At 72.7% G+C, this 19,765-nt stretch carries 17 protein-coding genes; 13 read left to right on the top strand and 4 right to left on the bottom strand.

The features are described 5' to 3' along the window. Positions 1 to 36: 36 nt before the first annotated feature. Positions 37 to 447 (bottom strand): DUF2795 domain-containing protein, encoded by a 411-nt coding sequence (locus Pme01_RS06920; protein WP_203935472.1) that lies wholly within the window; start codon positions 445 to 447, stop codon positions 37 to 39. Between the two features lie 163 nt (positions 448 to 610). Between Pme01_RS06920 and Pme01_RS06915 the strand changes: the two genes are divergently transcribed. After that, complete coding sequence (locus Pme01_RS06915; protein ID WP_168114857.1) at positions 611 to 1,387, top strand: hypothetical protein; 777 nt, start codon at positions 611 to 613, stop codon at positions 1,385 to 1,387. A 68-nt stretch (positions 1,388 to 1,455) separates the two neighbouring features. On the opposite strand, the gene Pme01_RS06910 is transcribed toward Pme01_RS06915, so the two are convergent. Next, positions 1,456 to 2,253, bottom strand: coding sequence for a SigB/SigF/SigG family RNA polymerase sigma factor (locus tag Pme01_RS06910; protein WP_168114856.1), 798 nt, complete (start codon positions 2,251 to 2,253; stop codon positions 1,456 to 1,458). 364 nt (positions 2,254 to 2,617) lie between these two features. Between Pme01_RS06910 and Pme01_RS06905 the strand changes: the two genes are divergently transcribed. The 8 genes from Pme01_RS06905 to Pme01_RS06870 all read left to right on the top strand — a co-directional run bounded on the left by Pme01_RS06905 (position 2,618) and on the right by Pme01_RS06870 (position 13,608). Further along, positions 2,618 to 3,340, top strand: coding sequence for a hypothetical protein (locus Pme01_RS06905; protein ID WP_168114855.1), 723 nt, complete (start codon positions 2,618 to 2,620; stop codon positions 3,338 to 3,340). A 101-nt stretch (positions 3,341 to 3,441) separates the two neighbouring features. Then, the gene (locus Pme01_RS06900) at positions 3,442 to 4,047 is read left to right on the top strand and encodes a hemerythrin domain-containing protein (protein WP_168114854.1); all 606 of its coding nucleotides are present in this window, start codon (positions 3,442 to 3,444) and stop codon (positions 4,045 to 4,047) included. 95 nt (positions 4,048 to 4,142) lie between these two features. Continuing rightward, positions 4,143 to 5,033 (top strand): AraC family transcriptional regulator, encoded by an 891-nt coding sequence (locus Pme01_RS06895; protein WP_168114853.1) that lies wholly within the window; start codon positions 4,143 to 4,145, stop codon positions 5,031 to 5,033. Between the two features lie 44 nt (positions 5,034 to 5,077). Next, on the top strand, positions 5,078 to 6,337 hold the full coding sequence (locus tag Pme01_RS06890; RefSeq protein WP_168114852.1) for a fibronectin type III domain-containing protein: 1,260 nt from the start codon (positions 5,078 to 5,080) through the stop codon (positions 6,335 to 6,337). Between the two features lie 97 nt (positions 6,338 to 6,434). After that, the gene (locus Pme01_RS06885) at positions 6,435 to 9,077 is read left to right on the top strand and encodes a fibronectin type III domain-containing protein (protein WP_168114851.1); all 2,643 of its coding nucleotides are present in this window, start codon (positions 6,435 to 6,437) and stop codon (positions 9,075 to 9,077) included. 31 nt (positions 9,078 to 9,108) lie between these two features. Beyond that, positions 9,109 to 10,104 carry an AAA family ATPase gene (locus Pme01_RS06880; RefSeq protein WP_168114850.1) on the top strand — a complete coding sequence of 332 codons (996 nt, stop codon included), beginning with the start codon at positions 9,109 to 9,111 and terminating at the stop codon, positions 10,102 to 10,104. A 13-nt stretch (positions 10,105 to 10,117) separates the two neighbouring features. Beyond that, the gene (locus tag Pme01_RS06875; protein WP_168114849.1) at positions 10,118 to 11,305 is read left to right on the top strand and encodes a DUF58 domain-containing protein; all 1,188 of its coding nucleotides are present in this window, start codon (positions 10,118 to 10,120) and stop codon (positions 11,303 to 11,305) included. Continuing rightward, a complete protein-coding gene (locus Pme01_RS06870; protein ID WP_239088060.1) occupies positions 11,281 to 13,608 on the top strand; it encodes a transglutaminase TgpA family protein in 2,328 nt (775 codons plus the stop codon). The genes Pme01_RS06875 and Pme01_RS06870 overlap by 25 nt, the downstream gene beginning before the upstream one ends. A gap of 6 nt (positions 13,609 to 13,614) precedes the next feature. On the opposite strand, the gene Pme01_RS06865 is transcribed toward Pme01_RS06870, so the two are convergent. Then, positions 13,615 to 14,403: an SDR family oxidoreductase gene (locus Pme01_RS06865; RefSeq protein WP_168114848.1), complete on the bottom strand. Its 789-nt coding sequence runs from the start codon at positions 14,401 to 14,403 to the stop codon at positions 13,615 to 13,617. A gap of 2 nt (positions 14,404 to 14,405) precedes the next feature. Beyond that, entirely contained in the window at positions 14,406 to 15,401 is a 996-nt protein-coding gene (locus Pme01_RS06860; protein ID WP_168114847.1) for an LLM class F420-dependent oxidoreductase, read from the bottom strand. Positions 15,402 to 15,540: 139 nt separating this feature from the next. On the opposite strand from Pme01_RS06860, the gene Pme01_RS06855 reads away from it, so the two are divergent. Genes Pme01_RS06855 through Pme01_RS06840 form a run of 4 tightly spaced genes read left to right on the top strand, consistent with a single transcriptional unit; the run spans position 15,541 to position 19,763 of the window. Beyond that, positions 15,541 to 16,041 (top strand): hypothetical protein, encoded by a 501-nt coding sequence (locus tag Pme01_RS06855; protein WP_168114846.1) that lies wholly within the window; start codon positions 15,541 to 15,543, stop codon positions 16,039 to 16,041. After that, positions 16,038 to 17,420 carry a hypothetical protein gene (locus Pme01_RS31405; RefSeq protein ID WP_168114845.1) on the top strand — a complete coding sequence of 461 codons (1,383 nt, stop codon included), beginning with the start codon at positions 16,038 to 16,040 and terminating at the stop codon, positions 17,418 to 17,420. The genes Pme01_RS06855 and Pme01_RS31405 overlap by 4 nt, the downstream gene beginning before the upstream one ends. Then, positions 17,417 to 18,598: a S8 family serine peptidase gene (locus Pme01_RS06845; RefSeq protein WP_168114844.1), complete on the top strand. Its 1,182-nt coding sequence runs from the start codon at positions 17,417 to 17,419 to the stop codon at positions 18,596 to 18,598. Before Pme01_RS31405 ends, Pme01_RS06845 begins: the two co-directional genes overlap by 4 nt. Positions 18,599 to 18,620: 22 nt before the next feature. Beyond that, positions 18,621 to 19,763, top strand: a complete 1,143-nt coding sequence (locus tag Pme01_RS06840; RefSeq protein ID WP_168114843.1) for a hypothetical protein — start codon at positions 18,621 to 18,623, stop codon at positions 19,761 to 19,763. Positions 19,764 to 19,765: the final 2 nt, after the last annotated feature.

Genomic DNA, 19,765 nt, shown 5'->3' with positions numbered 1-19,765 from the left:
CCGGTCGCGGCCTTCCGCTGTCGTGTCCGGATCTGATCAGACCCGCCGCTCCTCGTTGTGCCCGCCGAGGGCGGCCCACACCTGGTTGATCGTCTCGAATACCCGGTCCGCGGGCAGACTGGCCAGCCGGTCGATGACGTCGTCCGGCGCCTCCATCTCCTCGGCGGCGGCGAGCAGGTCGTCGCGGTCGCCGGGCAGCGCCGACATGGGGATGAAACGTCCGATCCGGCTGCGCTGATCGACCTCCTCCGGGGTCATGCCGATGGGTGCGCCGGCCCGCTCGTACCCGCGGGGCGCACGGGTAGCGGTCGGCTGGTCCTCACCGGGCGGCTCGGGATCGCGCCACTCCTCCACGCGGGTCTCGACCCCGCCCTGGAGCATGCCGCGAACCTCGTGTTCCATCTCGTCATCGAGCCGTGGCCCGTGCTTTGAATTGCCGCGTTCCATGGCACGTGGGTACCCGCCACTCCGCCTACGCAAACCACGACACAACCGGGCCAACCCCACCGTGTAGCGGGCGCCACTGGTGGGTACTTCATCAATATGTCCCGCCCGCGGTGCGCCCCCGTACCGCGTACCGAGGCGGCGGGCGAACCATAGGAGGTGCGTGATGGCCACTGGCCTGGACAAGCAGCAGACCCGCGACGGGCGGGACGCGGATCAGGTAACCACGACCGCTACGACACCCGACGACGCGCCGGCCACCGGCAAGACCGCCGGCCAACGGCGCTACCTGCCGGACACGGCGAGCGACGCGGGCGCCGTCGACGGCGTGCGGGGCGCCGCCCTGCCGCGCCACCAGCGGTCCGGCGACCAGCCGGTCCCTACGGGTGGCGCCGTCGCCTCTCCGGTCCCTCCGGGTGGCGCTGTCGCCCCGGTCCCTCCGGGTGGCGCTGTCGCCCCGGTCCCTCCGGGTGGCGCCGTCGCCGCTCCGGCGGAGCAGACCCGGCGGCTCGACCCGGTCCGCGACCCGGTCCTGCTGGAGCGCGGCTCGACCGCGACCGAGCGGGACGAGACCGCGGCGGCCGACCGGGCCGAGGTCGCCGAGCCGGTGCGCTGGGCTCGTACCAGCTTCACCGCCACCCTCAGCCTGATCATCGGCGTGACCGCCACCCTCGCCGCGCTCAGCGGACGGCTGGCGCCGGTCGCCATCGCGGTCGGCGTACTCGGCCTGCTGTTCGCGGCGGCGGCGCTGACCGCGGTCTCGCGCCGGCACGTGACCGGCCACCACGTGGCGCTGTTCGGGCTGGTGTTCAGCATCGCCGGTGTCGTCTTCGGCATCCTCGCGATCAACAAGTCGCTGCCCTGGCTCAACGGCGGGGTCGACCAGGCCGCCGCGCTGCGCGACTGGCTCAACGCCCACCTGCCCTGGCTGAGCCGCTGGTAGTTCGGTACCCCTCAGTGATCATGCGGCGCCGGTGACACCGGCGCCGCATGATCATGGTCAGGGGCGGGTCAGTCCGCCAGCAGGGCCTCGCGCAGGACCCGCAGCGAGCGGCCGAGCAGCCGCGACACGTGCATCTGCGAGATCCCGGTCTCGGCCGCGATCTGCGACTGGGTCATGTTGGCGAAGAAGCGCATGCCGAGGATCCGCTTCTCGCGATCGGGCAGCCGGGCGATCAACGGTCGCAGCGTCGCCCGCTGCTCCACCCCTTCCAACAGCGGGTCGGCCGCGCCGAGGGCGTCCAGCAGCTCCGCGCTCTCGGTACCGGGGAGCACCGCCTGCAGCGACAGCGCCCGGTACGCGGGGGCACAGACCAGCGCGGCGATGATGTCCTCCTCCGGCTCGCACAGGTCCGCGGCCAGGTCGGCGACGGTCGGGGACCGCCCCAGCCGCTGGGTCAGCGGCCCCGCCTCCCGCGAGATCCGGAGCTGAAGCTCCTGCAGGCGCCGGGGTACCCGCAGCGCCCAGGCCCGGTCCCGGAAGTGTCGTTTGATCTCACCCAGGATCGTGGGCACCGCGTAGTTGCCGAACAGCACTCCACGCTCCGGGTCGTACGCGTCCACCGCCTTGATGAGCCCGACGGTGGCGATCTGTACCAGGTCGTCGAGCGGCTCCCCCCGGTTGCGGTACCGCCTCGCCAGGTATGCGGCCAGCGGCCGGCACCGATTGATCAACTCAGCGCGTACCTCGGCCCGGGCGGGATCGTCCCGCGCGAGCGCGCACATTCTCGCCAGTAGACCGGGAACGCGCCCGTCGAGGTCCCCGTCGGACGGGGACGGTCGGCGGGCCCGGTCGATCGCGACGGTCATCGCGGTTCGCCCCCTTGTGCACCCCGACGGGCCGGCGCACCGGGTCGGTCGGGGTCAACTCGCACAAACACGGCTTCGCACGAAGCTCGCACACACACGGCTTCGCACGAACACGGCCTTGCACACAAACGGCCCAGGAGGCCCGGCGTCCGATCCGGACGCCCAGCTGGCGGCCGCTTCGGGCACGACCCGCCCGGCGCGGCGGCGTCACCGGGGCGGACGCGGCTCGCGTGTCGCCGGCCGGTCGGTCACCGGCTCGGCGCAACGCAGAACACGGTACGCCCCGGTACGAGATCACCGAGTAAACACGCCGGATCCGGGTAACGGACGAGGGCCGACCGGCCGGCACGAGGAGGCGATACCCGTGACCGCTGAGACCCGTCACGCCGTCCGCGCCGGTGCGCTTCCCGGGCCCCACCCGGTCATGGCCGAACACGCCCAGCTCGCCGGCCGTACCCAGGTCGCGTCCTTCGCCCGGTACGCCGATGCCGAACGGACCGTCGAACTGCTGGCCCGTACCCGCTTTCCGCTGCACCGCCTGTCCGTGGTGGGCGGTGACCTGAAACTGGTCACCGAGCCCGGCGCGACGGTCACCGCGACCCGCGCCGGATCGGTGGGCTTATGCTGCGGGCTGTGGATGGGCGCGCTGCTGGTGCTGTTCACGTTCCTGGTGGACCGGCCACCGCTCGGCGAACTGCTGTGGGGGCTGCCGCTCGGCGCGCTGTTCGGCGGCGCGCTGGGGCTGGCCGGGTACGCGGTCCTCAGCGGCACCCGTGACCTCACGCCCCGCCGGCGCCTGGTGCCGGCGCGCCACGAACTCCACGTCGACGCCGAGGTGGCCGCGTCGGCCTGGCGACTGCTGCTCAAGCTGCACCCGGCCGGCATGACCCTCGTCGACCGGGTACCCCCTCAGGTGGTGGCGCTGCCGAGCGACCTCGCCCTGATCGAGGCGTTCGAATCCCCCGAACCCGCGGCCGAGCCGGCCTCGATGCCGTCGCCCATTCCGGAACCGTCGCCATCACAGCCGCAGTCGCGGCAGCAGACCTCGCCGCCGCTACGGCCGGTCGTCGAGCTGCCCGCGGTCTGATCGCTACGTCGGCCGTTCCAGCTGTGCGAATGCGTTGATTCTGATCGTTTCGCCTGCTCATCGGCGGGTACGACGGTGACAGTCGAGAATCAGGAGGAATCATGGCGTCAGATGCGGTCACTCTGATCATGAACGACCACCGCCTCATGGAGAGCATGTTCGAACAGGTGCAGGCCGGCGAGGGCGACCGGCGAGCCCTGGTGGAGGAGATCGCCGCGCGGCTCACCGCGCACGCGCGCGCCGAGGAGAAGAAGGTCTACCCGGCGCTGGCGAGGGCCGAACCCAGCGAGAAGGACGAGGTCCACCACGGCGTCGACGAGCATCACGAGGCCGAGGAGCTGCTGGAGAAGGTCATGCAGAACCTCGACTCGCCGAAGTTCGACCAGATGTTCAGCGAGTTCGCACAGGCGGTCAAGCACCACGTCGAGGAGGAGGAGAGCGAGATCCTGCCGGCGCTGCGGGACGCCGTCGACCGCTCCACCCTGGAACAGCTCGGCGATGAGTTCATGCGGGCGCGCCTGGCGGAGCTGCGCAGCGCCGGCTACGACTCCGACGACGAGCACGCGGCCGCGTACGACAAGGGCCGGTCGGACCTCACCGAGGCGACCCGCGACGAGTTGTACGAAATGGCCAAGGAGGCGGACATCTCCGGACGGTCCACAATGAACAAGGACGAACTCGCCGAGTCCCTGCGCCGGGAGCGCTGACCGGTCAGGCCGGCGCGAGTACCGGCGGCCCGGTGCCCGCGCCGGCCTTCTTGACCTGCTCAAATCGCTCCGATCGAGTACAGTAGCGTTTGATCATGGTCGAAGTCGGGCAGCTCCTCGTCGCGGCCGGCAGCCCCGCCACCGGCCTCGACGTGTTGCGCCTGAGCGACCTGCGGCGACGCCTTCCGCCGGCGCTGCTGACCCGGCCACTGCTCGCCCCGTGCCACGTGCTCATGCTCTTCACCGCCGGCCGGGGCCGGCACGCCATCGACTTCGTCGACTACGGTTGCCGCCCCAGCACGCTGCTGTGGGGCCGCCCGGGCCAGGTCCACCAGTTCGGTACCGAGCCGGGGCTGGACGCCAACGTGCTGCTGTTCACCCCGGAGCTGCTGCCCGCCCCGGACGGGCCCGGCGACCCGCTGCGCGGCCTGCTGCGCGACCCGTTCGCACCGGTCAGCTGGCTGCCGACCGGCGAGGACGAGGAGGCGATAATCAGCGAGTTCACCCAGCTCGCGACCGATCGGGAGCGATACGCCGCCGGCGAGGGCGTACCGGTCGAACTGCTGCGGCATCAGCTGGCCGTCCTGGTCGTACGGGTCGCCGCCCTCGCCGGCGCGTCGGCCACCCGGTGGGCCGGCGACGCGGTCCTGACCCGCTTCCACCGGGAGCTGGCCGCCTCGTTCGCGGTGACCCGGCGGGTCGAGGACTACGCCGAGCGGCTCGGCGTCTCCGTGCGTACCCTCACCCGCGCCTGCCTGGCCGCCACCGGCCGCAGCGCCAAGCAGGTCATCGACGCGCGGGTGGCGCTGGAGGCCAAGCGCCTGCTGGCGTGCGGCGACGACCCGGTAGCCGCAATCGGCCGGCGGCTCGGGTTCGGCGAACCCACCAACTTCGGCCGCTTCTTCGTCCGCGAGACCGGGCTGACCCCCGGCGAGTTCCGGTCGGCTCTGGTCACCGAAATCACCGCGCGCCCCACGTCGGGGTGAGGGGCGGGTAGCGGACCGCCGGGTCGGGAGGGCAGCATAGCGGCGTGTCCGTGCCCGATCACCTCACCACCGTCTCGCACCACGCGCGCGCCCTCGCCACCCGGGGCGACCTGCGGGGCGCGCAGGCGATGCTGGACCAGGCACTCGAACCGGCGGCCGCGATGCTCGGCCCCGACCACCCCGAGGTCCTCGCCGCCACCCGACTGCTCGCCTCGCTGCACCGGGACTCGGGCGACCTGTCGGGCGCGCGCCGGCTACTGGAGGAGGCGATCGCCGCCGGCGAGTTCACGCCGGGTGGGGACAGCCCGACGCTGCTATCGCTCTCGTACGACCTGGCGATGCTCGCGGACGAGCTGGGAAACCGGCACGAGGCGCGGCGCAACTTCACCCGGCTGCTGCGGCAGGGCCCGGCGGTGCTGGGCCCCGACCACGAGTACGTCCGGGCGGCACGGCGCTACCTCGATGCCGGCGCGTCGACGCCCGCGTCCGCGCCGCCGGTCGCGCCGGTGACGCCGGCCCCACCGGCCACGTCGGTGACACCCCCGGTCCCGCCGGCCACGCCCGCTGCCCCGCCGGTCACGCCCGCGCGGCCGACCCGGCAGGCGCCGCATCCGCCACACCCGACACCGAACCCACCACAGTCGACGCACCGTGCGACACCGTCACCGGCAGCACCCCCGCCGGTGGTTGCACACCCCGCCGACCCGGTGTCGCCGGTCGCGCACCCGTCCGACCCGGTGCCGCCGGTGTGGCACCCGAGCGACCGGATCCCGCCGGCCGCTCCCCGCTCCGCGCCGCCCATCCCGCCCTCGGCACCCCCCGCGTTCCGGCCGACGCCGACCTGGTCCCCCGACGACCGGGACGAGCGCCGCCACTCCCGCGCGCCGTTGCTGGTACTGGTCGTCGTCGCGGCGATGGCGCTGGTCGGTGGCGGTATCGCCGGCTTCCTGGTGCTCCGCACGCCGCCCCGCGACCCGGGCCCGGCGGCCAGCGCGACGGCCGGCGCCGACGCGCTCAAGCCGCCCGGCGACCTCAAGGTGCGCGACGACGGCTCTTCCGTCACGTTGACCTGGACAGATCCGTCAAACGGCACCGTACCGTTCATTGTGGCCGGCGGCCGGGAGGGCAGCGGGTTCAGTCCTCTTCAGTCCGTCGAGTCCGGAAAGACGACCTACACTCTCCACGGCATCAGCTCGACGGCCGACTATTGTTTCATGGTCGCGGCGGTGTATTCGTCCCAGCGCACCGTCCCGTCGCAACTCGCCTGCACCAGGCGCGGCGCGTCCCCCACCCCACGGGGCTGAACTGCGGTTACCAGAGTTTTCCACAGCAATACCACACGGGTATCGACGCCGCTCGAGCAGCGAATAAGATGGGCGCCGGTTACGGGGAGGAGTGCTGATGGTCAGCACACGAATGCGCAGGCTGGCGCGTGGACGCGGCGGTCTGGTGACGGTCGGCACCGTGACCGCGCTGCTGCTCGGAATCGGCGCCACCCTCTTCGGTCTCGGCGCGGCAAACAACGCCATCGCCAACTTCGACGCGGCGTCGTGGCTGTGGAGCACCAACAAGGGCGAGGTGGCCCGGGTCAACGGGGTCACCGGCCGGGTCGACACCCGGTACAAGGTCTCCGACTCCCTCGGCCACACCGTGCAGGTCAGCCAGACCGACCGGTACGTCATCCTCCGCGACCTGACCACCGGCAAGGTGAGCGTGCTCGACCTGGCCAGCCTGCAGTTGGCCGCCAGCACCCAGACCACCGCCGGCCTCGGCGTCACGGTCGCTCTGCACGGGGACGCAGCCTTCGTCATCGACGCGGTGCAGGGTGTGGTCAGCCAGCTCAACCCGGCCACCCTCACCCCGATCGGCGCGCCGCTGCGGTTCATGCCCGGCCTGTCCGGCGGGGAGTTCGACTCCGACGGCCGGCTGTGGCTGCTCGTACCGGGTGAAGGCACCGTGGCCGCCATCGAGCCGGCCGAGGTGCCGGCCGGCAAGCCGTCGGCCAACGGCGGCGCCGGCGGATCGGCCGCCGGGGAACCGAAGGTCAAGACGTCCCAGGTTGCCGACCCCAGCCACGACCTCACCCTGTCGGTGCTCGACAGCGGCGTGGCCGTGCTCGACAAGACCGCCGCCGTGCTCACCACCTTCCGCGGCGACGTCACCAGGACGATCTCGCTGTCGCTGTCCGGCCCGGGTGCGATGCCGCTGCGCACCAACGGCGCGGATGTGCCGGTCACCGTCGTGGACGGTCGCAACGTGTACGTGGTGAGCGGCGACCGGGTCACCGGCACGTTCACGGTTCCCGGCGAGGGCGCGAAGCTGAAGCCGTGCGTGGCGTGGGCCAAGCGGCTCTACTGCGGCGACGAGGCCACGGGCAACGTGTACGTCCTGGACGTGGCGGGACACCTCACCACCACCCTCACGCTGCCCAACTCCGCCGGCGGCCTCCTCGACCTCGAGGTGCGCGAGGACCACCTCTTCATCAACGCCCCGAGCGGGTCGAACGCCCAGGTCGTCGACCTCCAGGGCCGCGCCAAGCTGGTCGACAAGTACGCCAACAACGTCCTCGGCGGCGACCCACCGCCGCCGGTTCCGCCACCACCGCCGCAGCGGCCGCCGGTTGGCCCGCCCAGCGCGCCGGTCAACGTGCGCGCCGCCGCCGGCAACGCACAAGCGCGGGTGACCTGGAACCCGGCGCCGCCCAACGGCGCGCCCGTCATGAAGTACGTCGTCGAAGGCGACGGCAAGCCGCACGAGGTGGGCGCCAACCAACGGTCACTGGACGTGACCGGCCTGACCAACGGCCAGACGTACACCTTCACGGTGTACGCGGTGAACGCCAAGGGCAGCGGCCCGAAGCGCGCGGCCAACCCGGTCGTACCCACCGCCGAGGTGCCGGACGCGCCGACGAGCGCCACCGCCGCCGACAACAAGGACGGCACGGTGACGGTCACGTGGCCGGCGGCCAACGGGCAGGGCCGCAAGGTGGTGCGTTACCTCGTCTCCGCCATCTCGGCCGGCGGGCCGCCCGTCCAGGTCGCCGAGACCGACAAGACGACGGTGAGCATCCCGGCAGGCCAGCAACTGGCCTACGGCACCCAGTACGCGTTCACCGTGACCGCGGTCAACGACCGGGGCGCCAACTCCAAGCCGTCGCCGCTGAGCAACACCGTCGTGCCGTACGCGGTACCGGGCAAGCCGGCGAACCTCGTCGCGCGAACGGCGACCGACAAGGCCGGCACGGTCACGGTGAGCTGGAACCCCGCCGCGTCGAACGGCCGACCCGTCACCGGCTACGTGGTGACCGCCAACGGAAAGACCCAACAGGTCGGCAGCGGCACCACGTCGACCACGATGAACGGGTTCGGCAACGGCGAGAAGGTGAACGTCGCGGTGCACGCCGTCAACGCCGCCGGCAACGGTGCGGACGCGACGACGACCGCCACCACCATCAAGGCGCCGGGCGTCACCGTCACCGGCTCGTCGGCGGCGAGCGCCACGTCCATCTCGGTCACCTTCTCCGCCGACAAGGGCGGCGCGACGACGGCGACCTGCACGGTGTCGGCGGGCGGGCAGCAGGCGAGCAACAACTGCGGCTCGAACACCCTGACCGTGGGCGGCCTGCGCCCCAGCACGGCGTACGACTTCACGGTCACCATCACCACGCCGGCCGGGTCGGCGAGCGGCACCGGTCGGCAGGCCACCGCCGACGTCTGGGGCCAGGCCTACTGCCAGAACTACAACGGCAGCGACCCCGCGACCCGTACCTGGTGCAACAGCCCTGACAACGCGCTCGAGCTTCAGACCAGCCCGGCGGTCCTCCACAAGACGGTCGTGGGCAAGACCACTCACAAACAGAACTACAAGGCGTTCTGCTGGACCACGGGTGACCGCGTGTACGCCTACAACTACAACAACAACAAGGACAGCACCCGCTGGGTCCGGATCGAGGCCAACGGCGGCCAGTACTACACGCCACTGGCCTGGTTCAACGTCGACGGTAACAACAGCAACAACTACGTGGGCGCACTGCCGCAGTGCTAGCCCGTACGCTCCCCGAACAGAAGGCACATCCGTGACCCAAGCACCGCCCCGCACCACGGCCTCGCTCACGCCCGAGGAGGTGCACGGTTTCGCCACCCTGGTGGCGAGCCTCGCCGCCAACATCGAGTCGGTCGTGCTCGGCAAGCCACAGGTGGTGCGGCTGGCGCTGACGGCGCTGCTGGCCGAGGGGCACGTCCTGCTCGAGGACGTCCCGGGCGTGGGCAAGACGACCCTCGCCCGGGCCATCGCCGCCTCGGTGCAGGGCCAGTGGCGGCGCATCCAGTTCACACCGGACCTGCTGCCGTCCGACGTCACCGGCGTGACCATCTTCAACCAGGCCAGCCGCGGCTTCGAGTTCCACCCGGGGCCGGTCTTCGCCAACATCGTCATCGCCGACGAGATCAACCGGGCGTCCCCGAAGACCCAGTCGTCGCTACTCGAGGTGATGGAGGAGCGCAAGGTCACGGTCGACGGCGTGCCGCACGCCGTACCGCGCCCGTTCCTCGTCGTCGCCACCCAGAACCCGGTGGAGATGGACGGCACCTACCGGCTGCCGGAGGCCCAGCTCGACCGGTTCCTGATGCGACTGTCGGTGGGCTACCCCACCGAGGACGCCGAGATCGACGTGCTCAAGGGCGCCGCCATCGGGCACAGCCCGGACAGTCTGCAGCCGGTCACCGACACCAGCGTGGTCAGCCAACTCGTCACGCTGGCCCAGCGCGTACACGTCGCGGAGCCGCTGCTGGCGTACACGGTGCGGCTGGCCGCGGCGACCCGCGAGCACCCCCAGGTACGGGTCGGGGTGAGCCCGCGCGGTGCCATCGCCATCACCCGGGCCGCCCGCGCGTACGCGCTCACGGCCGGCCGGGCCTACGTCATCCCGGAGGACCTGAAGGAGCTGGTCGAGGCGGTCTTCGCGCACCGGCTACTACTCTCCCCCGACGCGCAGGTACGCGGCGTCACCGCTCTCGACGTCCTGCGGGAGGCGGTCGAGGCGGTCGCCGTCCCGATGCCCACCACGGTCTGACCGGCAGGCTCACGTGAGGATCACCGCGCGCGGCGCGGCCCTGCTCATCACCGGCCCGGTCCTGCTCGCCATCGGCTTCGGGTTCGGGTACCCGGAGCTGGCCGTGCTCGGCTGCGGCGCGCTCGTCGCCGTGCTGCTCGCCGTCGGGTACGCCCTGTGGCGTCCGGTGCTGGGCGTGACCCGGCGGGCCGAGCCGGACCGGGTGATGCGCGGCGAGGACTGCGGCATGACGCTCACCGTCCGCAACGGCAGCCGGCTGCTGGCCGCCACCCTCGTCGCGGACGACCGCTGCGGCCCGACCGTGGTACCCGTACCCGTGCTGCGCCTGCGCCCCGGCAACGACACGGTCACCGAGTACCCGGTGCCGACCAGCCGGCGCGGCATCGTCACGATCGGCCCGCTGCGGGTCGTCCGCCGCGACCCGCTGGGCCTGGCCACCGTCGGCCGCGCGCACGGCGAGGTGGCGCGGGTCTGGGTCTACCCGAGGGTGCACCTGCTGTCGGCCGTACCGGTCGGCGTGGTCCGCAGCCTGGACGGCCGCGTCGACCGGGTGCCGCACGGCACCATCACCTTCGACGCCCTCCGGGAGTACGTGGTCGGCGACGAACTGCGGCACGTGCACTGGCGGACCACCGCCCGCATCGGCGAGCTGATGGTCCGCGAGCACCTCGACACCAGCCTGCCCCGGCTGGTGTTGCTGCTCGACGACCGCCTCGCCGCCCATCCGGACGGTACGACCGGCACCGGCAACGACCTGACCGCCGACAGCTTCGAGGCGGCGTGCGAGGCGGCCGCCTCGATCGTGATGGCCACGCAGCGCGAGGAGCTGCCGCTGGCGTTGCAGACGGTCAGCGGCGAGGTCGTCGGCGGCGACGGCCGGCGCCCGGCCACCGCCCGGTCGTACCTGGACCTGCTGGCCGAGGCCCGGCTGCACCCGGCGGGCGACGGCGACGACCTGGACGGGGCGGTGGCCCGGCTGCGCCACCGGCGTGCCGGCGACACGCTCATCTACCTCACCGGTCCGGGGACCAACGCCGACCTCGGGCTGGTGGGCTCGCTGCGCGGTGCGTACCCGACGATCGTCGTCGGCGCGCTCGGCGCCGCGCAGGCGATGAGGGCAGGCGTGGAGGGCATGGTCGTGCTGTCCGCTGCGGACGGCGCGGAGTTCGCGTCCGAGTGGGACGGGGTACGCGGGTGGTGACCCGCTGGCTGCGCCGGCTTGCCGTACCGCCGGCTCTCATCCCGGTCGCCCTGGTCGGGATGCTGGCCATCGCCGGCCTGGCCCTGGGCCGCATCTACTCGGCGCCGCTCGCCGCCCAGCTCTTCTTCGGTGCCGCCGCCGGCTCGGTCGCCGTCAGCGTCGCCGCCCGGCGACTGCCCTCGTGGTCGGTCGGCCCACTGTCGGTCCTCGCTCTCGCCGGCTACACGTGGGTGGCGGTACGGCTCACCGCCCCGGCCAGCCGGGTCGACGGCACGCTGACCCGGCTGACCGTCGATGCCCTGCTCAACGGCGTCCCGCGGGTCCTCACCGCCATGATCCCGATCGAACCGCAGCCGGACACCGTCGTCGTGCCCGTCCTCGCGATCTGGCTGGCCGGGCTCGCCGGAGCCGAGCTGGCGCTGCGCGGCCGGCGGATCCTGCTGGCGTGCCTGCCGGCCGGGCTGCTGTACGCGACGGTGCTGTACGCGATCGGCCCCAACGCCGACCGGGCGCTGTGGCAGCCGCTGTGCTTCGTTGCCTTCGCCGCGGCCGCCCTCGCCGTGAGCGGCCGGGACCGTGGTGCGGCGCTCCCCGACCTGACCGCCGCGCAGCGGGCGGCGCTGCGGGTACGGGTCGTCGCCGGCACCGCCGTCGGCCTCGTCGGTACCCTCGCGGTCGTCGCCGCGGTCGGGCCGGTCGTCGCCAGCGGGGTGGATCGGCGCCCCACCGATCCACGCAAGTACGTGAAGCCGCCGCAGCTGGACATCCTCGACGAGAGCCCGCTGGTCCGGCTGTCCGGCTGGGCGCTCAACCCCGACCAGCACCTCTTCGACGTACACCTGTCCGGGGCCACGCGACAGGACACCCGCATCCGGCTGGCGGTGCTGCCCGACTACGACGGGGTGACCTGGCGGGTCGGTGCGACGTACCGCACCGCCGGGCGGGTCCTCGTCGGCCCGACCGCGGACGAGGAGCGTGCGGCGCCGGTCAGCCAGCGGATCACCATCGGCGAGCTGGACGGCCGCCTGGTGCCCGCCGCTGCCCTGCCCGAGCGCATCGAGGGGGCCAGGGTCGCGTACGACCAGGCGAGCGGCACGATCGCGATGCCCGAGGGGCTGCGGCCGGGGCTCGAGTACAGCGTGGTGTCCCGGGCGCCGAGGATCGACGTCAACCTCGTCCCGTCGGCGGACGTGCCCAGCGGCCCGACGGTGGCCCGGTTCCTGCAGACGGGCAACGCCGCGCCCCGGGAGATGCAGCAGCTCGGCGAGAAGCTGGCCGAGGGCAATGCGGCCGCGTTCTCCCGTGCCCAGGCCATCGAGCAGTTCCTCGCCGAGCACTACCGGCTCGTGTCGGACGCGCCCAGCGGCCACGCGTACCCGAACCTGAACTTCTTCCTGTTCGGCCCGCCGGGCGGCGGCGGCCAGAAGGGTACGTCCGAACAGTTCGCCGCCGCCTTCGCCGTGCTGGGCCGGCTGGTCGGGCTGCCGACCAGGGTCGTCGTCGGCTTCCGCCCGGAGCCGGGCCGTACCTCGGTGCGCGGCGCCGACGCGATCGCCTGGCCGGAGGTGCTGTTCACCGGCGTCGGCTGGGTGCCGTTCAACCCGCTGCCGCAGCCGAACACCCAGCCCCGACCGGTGGAGGACGACTTCAAACCCAAGCCCGAGCCGTCCACTCCCCCGCCGTCGACCGGCCCGACGCCGTCCGCCGCGCCGACGTCGGCGCAGCCCAGCCACTCCGCCACGGCCGCACCGCCCCCCGGTACGCCGGCCGGCGTGGTCGCCGCGGCGGTGACCACCGGGCTCTTCCTCGTCGTGGCGGTGTGCGCCGCATGGATCGTGCTGCTGCGCCGGGCGCAGCGGCGGCGGCGCCTGTACGAGGGCGATCCGCCCGGCCGCATCCTCGGGGCGTGGCTGGAGGTACTGGACGCGCTGCGGCTGGCCGGCCGGCCGCCGCCGGGACACCTGGCCGCCACCGAGGTCGCCGAGCACGCGGCCCGCACGGCCGAGGGCTTGTCCCGGCCCCGGCCGCCCGGATCCTCGCCGGACGCCGAGGGCCCGCCCGGATCCTCGCCGGACGCCGAGGGCCCGCCCGTGATCCGGCCGGCGGCGCCGCCCCTCGACGACCTGGCGGTCCTGGTCAACGCGGTCGCGTTCGCACCACAGGCCGCAGACGCGGCGCAGGCCGACCGGGCCGCCGCGCAGGCCGTCGCGTACGTCGAGGACCTGCGGGCGCGGCGGCCGTGGTGGCGGCGGCTGCTCTGGTCGGCCGACCCCCGTCCGATGTGGTGGGACCGGCGCCGTTGAACCGCCTCAGCCGAGGCCGGCCGCCAGCCGGCGCATGCCGCCCAGCCAGCGGTCCGGGTCCTGCGTCTTGTGCGCCAGGTAGGTGGCGACCTCCTGGTGCGGCAGGATCAGGAACCGCTCGTCGGCGAGCCCGGCGACCACCGCCTCGGCCACGTCCTCCGGTGACAGGACGGCACCGGCGGCGGCCGTCACCTTCGCCCCCACGTGGCCGACGGCCAGGCCGTCGCGCAGCATCGGGGTGTCGACGCCCTGCGGGCACAGGGCGCTGACCCGGATGCCGCGGTCGCCGTACGTGATGGACAGCCACTCGGCGAACCCGACCGCGGCGTGCTTGGTCACCGTGTACGGCGCGTCGCCGACCGCGGTGAGCAGGCCGGCGGCGGAGCAGGTCTGCAGCAGGTACCCCTCGCCCCGGTCCAGCATGGCGGGCAGCACCGCGCGGGCACCGTACACGTGCGCCCGCACGTTGACCTCCCACGACCGCTGCCAGGCGTCGCCGCCGTCCTCCAGCCCGATACCGGACGTGATCCCGGCGTTGGAGCAGAACAGGTCGATCCGCCCGTACCGCTCCAGCGCGGCGTCGACCAGCGCCCGTACCTCGTCCTCCACGGTGACGTCGGTGCGCACCCCTAGCGCGTCGACCGGCAGCCCCCCGGCGAGCGCGGTCACCGCCTCCAGATCGAGATCCGAGAGTACGATTCCGGCCGCACCCTCGGCCGCGAACCTCCGCGCCAGGGCCGTGCCGATGCCGCCCGCCGCGCCGGTGATGACCGCCACGCGTCCAGCCAGCTGCATGTTCAGACCTCCGTAACCGGCGGTGCCAGATCGAGCAGTACGGTCCGCAGCACCCCGCCCGAACCGGTCGCCAGCTCCGGGGTGGGCAGCAGCGCGATGACCGGCGTCTGTACGCCCTGGCGCACGTACTCCTCCACCTTCGCCCGGCAGGCCTGCGGGTTGCCGTGCAGGATCAGCGCGTCGACCACCTCGTCCGGGATTGCGGCGGTCGCCGCCCGCCGGTCCCCCGCCGCCCACGCCGTCCACATCGGTTCGAGCACGTCGCTCCGGCCCAGCCAACGGTGGAACGCCGCGTACGCCGGCACGGTCAGGTAGCCGGCGATCATCCGGCGCCCGAGTTCGCGCGCGTACCGCTCGTCGTCGGTGGGGCAGACGAAGATCCGGGCGACCGTCTCGAATCCTTCCTTCGCGCCGGCCAGTTCGGCCCGGACGCGCGGCAGGTCGTCGGCGGCCAGCCAGTTGAGTATGACGCCGTCGGCCTCGGCGGCGGCCAGCCGGAGCATGCCGGCGCGCAGAGCGGCCAGCAGGATCGGCGGCGGGCTCGCCGGCGGCCGTTCCAGTTTGAACCGGCGTACCGCGAACGTCGGGTACTCCTCGTCGACCAGCTCACCAGCTAGCGCTCGCTTGAGGAACCGCAGCGTGTCGCGGGTACGCCCGAACGGGTCCCGGTACGGCTGCGCGTTCCAGTCCTCGACCACCACCGGCGACGACGCCCCGATCCCCAGGACGAACCGGTCGGGCGCGGCCTCGGCCATGGTCGCCGCCGTCATCGCCAACAGCCCCGGCCCGCGGGTGAAGACCGGTGCGATCGCGGTACCCAGCCGCAGCGTCGGCGACCAGGTCGATGCCAGCGCCAGCGGGGTGAAGGCGTCGGTGCCGGCGACCTCCGACGACCACAGGTCGGTGTAGCCGGCATCGGCCAACTCGTCCAGCAGCGGCCGGTGCGAGATCAGCGGTACCCCGGTCAGCGGGACGGTGAGCCCCCATCGCGCACGCATCCGCCGATCATCGCACGGAGCCTGCCGGCGGGCGCCGGTACCGGCCGCCATGGGGCAGCCTCGGGTTGACCTGGTTCGATAATCTGGGTATCGACATCTGGCGCCGTATCGACCTCTGACGCCACTGCGGGGAGTTGCGATGGGTAATACGTTCAATTGGCGGAACATACCGGAGGAAGACCGGCCGCCGGGGTGGCTGCGCGACGAGGAAACCATCGACGTCCAGGTCGAGGGGTTGCAGACCTTCGCGAAGGCGTTGCTGGCGGACCTGGACAAGAACTTCGGTCCGCACCTGCCCCAGGTCTACGAGCCGATGGCCAAGCACGCCTGCGTCGGCGACGGCATGTTCTTCGCGGAGATGGACGCGGCCCGCCAGAAGCACTACGAGTGCCTGACGTCCGTCGTCAACCTGCTCCAGGGGTACGCCTCCGGCACGTTCGCCGTGGGGAAGGGCGCCGAGACGGTCGCGAAGAACTACGGCAACGCCGATGACATGGCCAAGGTGAGCGTCGCCGAAGTACACCAGGTCCTGCAACCGGGGACTCCCGGGGCGACTCTCCACAACACCGTGGCCACGTCGACTCCGATAACGGCGTCTGATCCATCTGACCCTGGGCTGACCGACAGGGGGACCCGATGATCCCTAGCGATGGTGGCGGCGGCACGGCCTGGAGCGCGTACAGCATCGAGGAACTGCACGCCATGGTGCAGGCTGTGGATGACGGCCAGATCAGCACGAGTCATGAGCAGGTCACGGCCTGGCGGAAGACCCACGAGTTGCTCGACGACCACATGGGCACGCTCAAGTACTACAAGCAGGGTCTGGTCGACAACTGGCCGCCGGAGAAGAGCCCGGCCTCGGCCGCGTTCGTCAAGTACGTCGACGACCTGATCACGTCGCTGGAGACGGCGTCCCAGGCCGCCAAGGCCAACGAGAGTGCGCTGTACAGCCTCACCACCGGGGTGGTGAAGGCCCGTGACGAGGTCAAGGCTGCCTACCGGGAGTACGCGGCCAACAAGGCGAAGCTGGACGCGGCGGCCAAGACGTCCACCCCGAGCGTGACCCCGACGCCCACGCCGACACCGACCCCCAGCCCAGGGCCGCCGCCGGTGGCACCCGGCCGGCAGGAGGAGCTCACCCAGCGGGCGCAGGCCGCGATGGCGACGCTGTCCACGACCGCGAATCAGTCGCACGCGCAGATGAAGGTCCCGCCACCGTACACGCCGCCACAGGGCGGTTTCATCCAGAATCGGGAACACATCGACACGCCGGCCGCGGTGATGATGACGCCGCCGGTGATCCCGGCGCCTCGCACGTCCGCGTCGCAGGGGGGCCTTGCCGCGGCACCGGCTCCCAACGCACCGTTCCCGACCACCGTTACCAGTGGCGGCGCCCCGGTCCTGACCGGCGGCGCGTTCTCTCCGCCGCCCACGATCACGCCCACGCCACCGATCGCTCCCCCGATTACGCCTCCTCCCGGCGGCGGGCCGCTCCCCGGCGTCATCGGCGTGCCCGGTGGCTTCGGCGGCGGCAAGAACCCGCCGAAGGGGCCCGGCCTGCCCAAGGTCGGCCCGCTGAGCGGCGGTGGTGGTCCCGTGCCGGGGCTTCCGGTCGAGGGCCACGGCCCGACCGCTGCGCCGGCCCGGCCGCTCGCGCCGGGAGGCGTGATCGGCGGTGCCCCCGGTATGGGCGGCGGTGCCCCCGGTATGGGTGGCGCCCACGCGGCGACCGGCGGCGGGCGGCCGGGCGGCCCCCGACCGAACCCGGTCGGCGGCGTCCTCGGACAGGGCGGCGGCGCCGGCGGGCCGGCGAGCCCTCACGGCGTCGGTGCCAACGCGGCGGGTCAGCCGCCCCTGGCTGGTCAGCGCCGCACTGGCGGCGACCGCGACGACGAGTCGCAGCAGTGGGACCCGGACGACCCGTGGGCGGTGGAGCGTGGCGTGGCGCCGGTCCTCCAGCCGAGCACGGAGCAGTCTTCGCACGAGCCCGGGCCCGGGGTCATCGGGATCGATCGGTGAGGTCACGCACCGGCCGGTTTCTTGCGGTGATGGTCGGCGGCGCCGCGGCAGTGATGCTTGCGGCGCCGCCCGCCGTCGCGGACTCCATCCGCGACCGGCAGTGGCACCTGACCTACCTGAACGTGGCACAGGCGCAGGCAGTCAACCAGGGCGAGGGCGTGACCGTCGCCGTGGTGGACAGCGGCGTGAACGGCAGCCATCCAGATCTGGCCGGGAACGTGCTGCCTGGCGTCGATGTCTCCGGCGCCGGGGTACCGAACGGGCAGACCGACGCCGACGGGCACGGCACCGGCATGGCGAGTCTGATCGCGGCTCACGGCCACGGCGGCGGTGACGGCGTGCTCGGCATCGCCCCAAAAGCCAAGATCTACCCGATCCGCAACGGCGTGACCGGGAAAATCGATCCTGAATTCATGGCCGCTGGCATCGACGCCGCGGTGAAGTCGGGCGCCAAGGTGATCTCCATCTCGGAGAGCGGCTCAGACGACCTGCGCGTCCGAGCGGCGGTCCAGGCCGCGCTCGCGACAGACGCTGTCGTCGTGGCCGGGATCGGAAACAAGCCGGACGACAAGAACTGGACTCCGGGTGCTCCGGGGGGCTTTCTTCCTGAGGCTCCGGCCATCTACGACGGCGTCGTCGCCGTCGGCGCCACCGACCAGAACGGCAACGCTGCCACCAGTATCGGCATCACCGGCAACGCCATGGTGCTGAGCGCTCCCGGCGCGCGCATCGTCTCCGCCGACAAGACCGGGTACGCGATCGGTGACGGCACGAGCGCCTCCACCGCGATCGTGGCGGGCACGGCCGCCCTGGTCCGGTCCAAGTACCCGAACCTCTCGGCAAAGGAGGTCGTGCACCGGCTCACCGCGACCGCCACCGACAAGGGTGCACCCGGCCGCGACCCGCAGTACGGGTACGGCATCGTCAACCCGGTCGCCGCGCTGACCGCCGACGTACCGCCGGCCGCTCCGAGCGCCACCCCGACCACCCAGGCCCCGGCACCCGCACCGGCGACCACCGGTCCCACGAACGCGGCCGGGCCCGACAAGGTCAGGCCAACGAGGATCATCACCGCGGCCGTGATCATCGGCATCTCGGCGGTCGTCGTCCTCCTCGCGGCGGGCGGCGTCGTGGCTTGGCTCCTGCTGCGCCGACGGGGGCAGCCGCCCGCCGCGTGACCGTACCGGAGATGATGGCCGGGTGCGGGTGTTCGCCGGCCTCCTCGGCGTGGTCCTGCTGGTCGGGACCATGGTCAACGTCGTTCGCACCCTGGTTCTGCCGCGCGCCATGGCCTCGCGGTTGCTCACGACGCTGTGGCGGTTCTGGCGGGCCGTGCTGCGCGGTGTCGCCCGGCCCCGGTACCGGTACGAGCCGCTGGACCGGCTTCTGGAATGGCTTGCCCCGCTGATCCTGGTCTCACAACTGCTGGTCTGGCTGCTCACGCTGTTCGCCGGGTTCGGGCTGCTCATCTACTCGGCCGCCCCGGGGATCGGCTGGTCGGTGGCGCTCCGCGAGGCCGGTTCGAGCCTGTTCACCCTCGGCTTCGCGGTACCTCACCGGCCAGAGCTGACGACGATCGACTTTGTCGCCGCAGCCTCCGGACCGTTGATGATCGCGCTGCAGATCGCGTACCTGCCGACGCTGTACGCCACGTACAACCGTCGGGAGACCGAGGTGACTCTGCTGCGGTCGCTGGCCGGCGAGCCGTCGTGGGGGCCGGAGCTGCTGGCCCGCCAGTGCCTGGTCGGCACCGTCGACAATCTGCGGCGGGTGTATCTGGGCTGGGAACGGCTGGCCGCCGACATCGGTGAGAGCCACGCCAACTACCCGATCCTGATGGCGTTCCGCTCGCCGAAACCGTACCGGAGCTGGATCATCGCGATGCTCGCGGTGATGGACGCCGCCGCCATCCACCTCACCCTCGCTCCGGGTACCGCACCCTCGGAGACGCGCCTGGTCCTCCGCGCCGGGTTCCTGGCGCTGCGGGACATTGCGGACGCGCGAGGGATCCCCTACGATCCCGACCCTCGGCCGGACGCACCGATCGCGCTCACCCTCGAAGACTTCCGCCAGGGCGTCACCTGGGCCACCGCCTGCGGGTTCCGGCCCGAGCGCGAGGTCGACGACGCCTGGTCGGACTTCAAGGGCTGGCGGGTCAACTACGAGTCCCTGGCGTACGCGCTGGCGCGCCGGCACGACGCGGTACCCGCACTGTGGAGCGGCCCGCGGGACTGGCCGGCCGACCCGGTTCCGCCGATGCGACCGCCGCACCGGCAACCGGGCGCGCCGGAGGTGAGGTTCTTTCCCGGGCTGGCCGCGAAACAGCGTGGCCGGGAAACCTGAGG

Origin of the sequence: Planosporangium mesophilum, assembly GCF_016863255.1 — a bacterium.
Taxonomy (GTDB): Bacteria; Actinomycetota; Actinomycetes; order Mycobacteriales; family Micromonosporaceae; genus Planosporangium; species Planosporangium mesophilum.
Note: the sequence above shows the minus strand (reverse complement) of the source record. Positions and strands in the feature narration are given on the sequence as shown.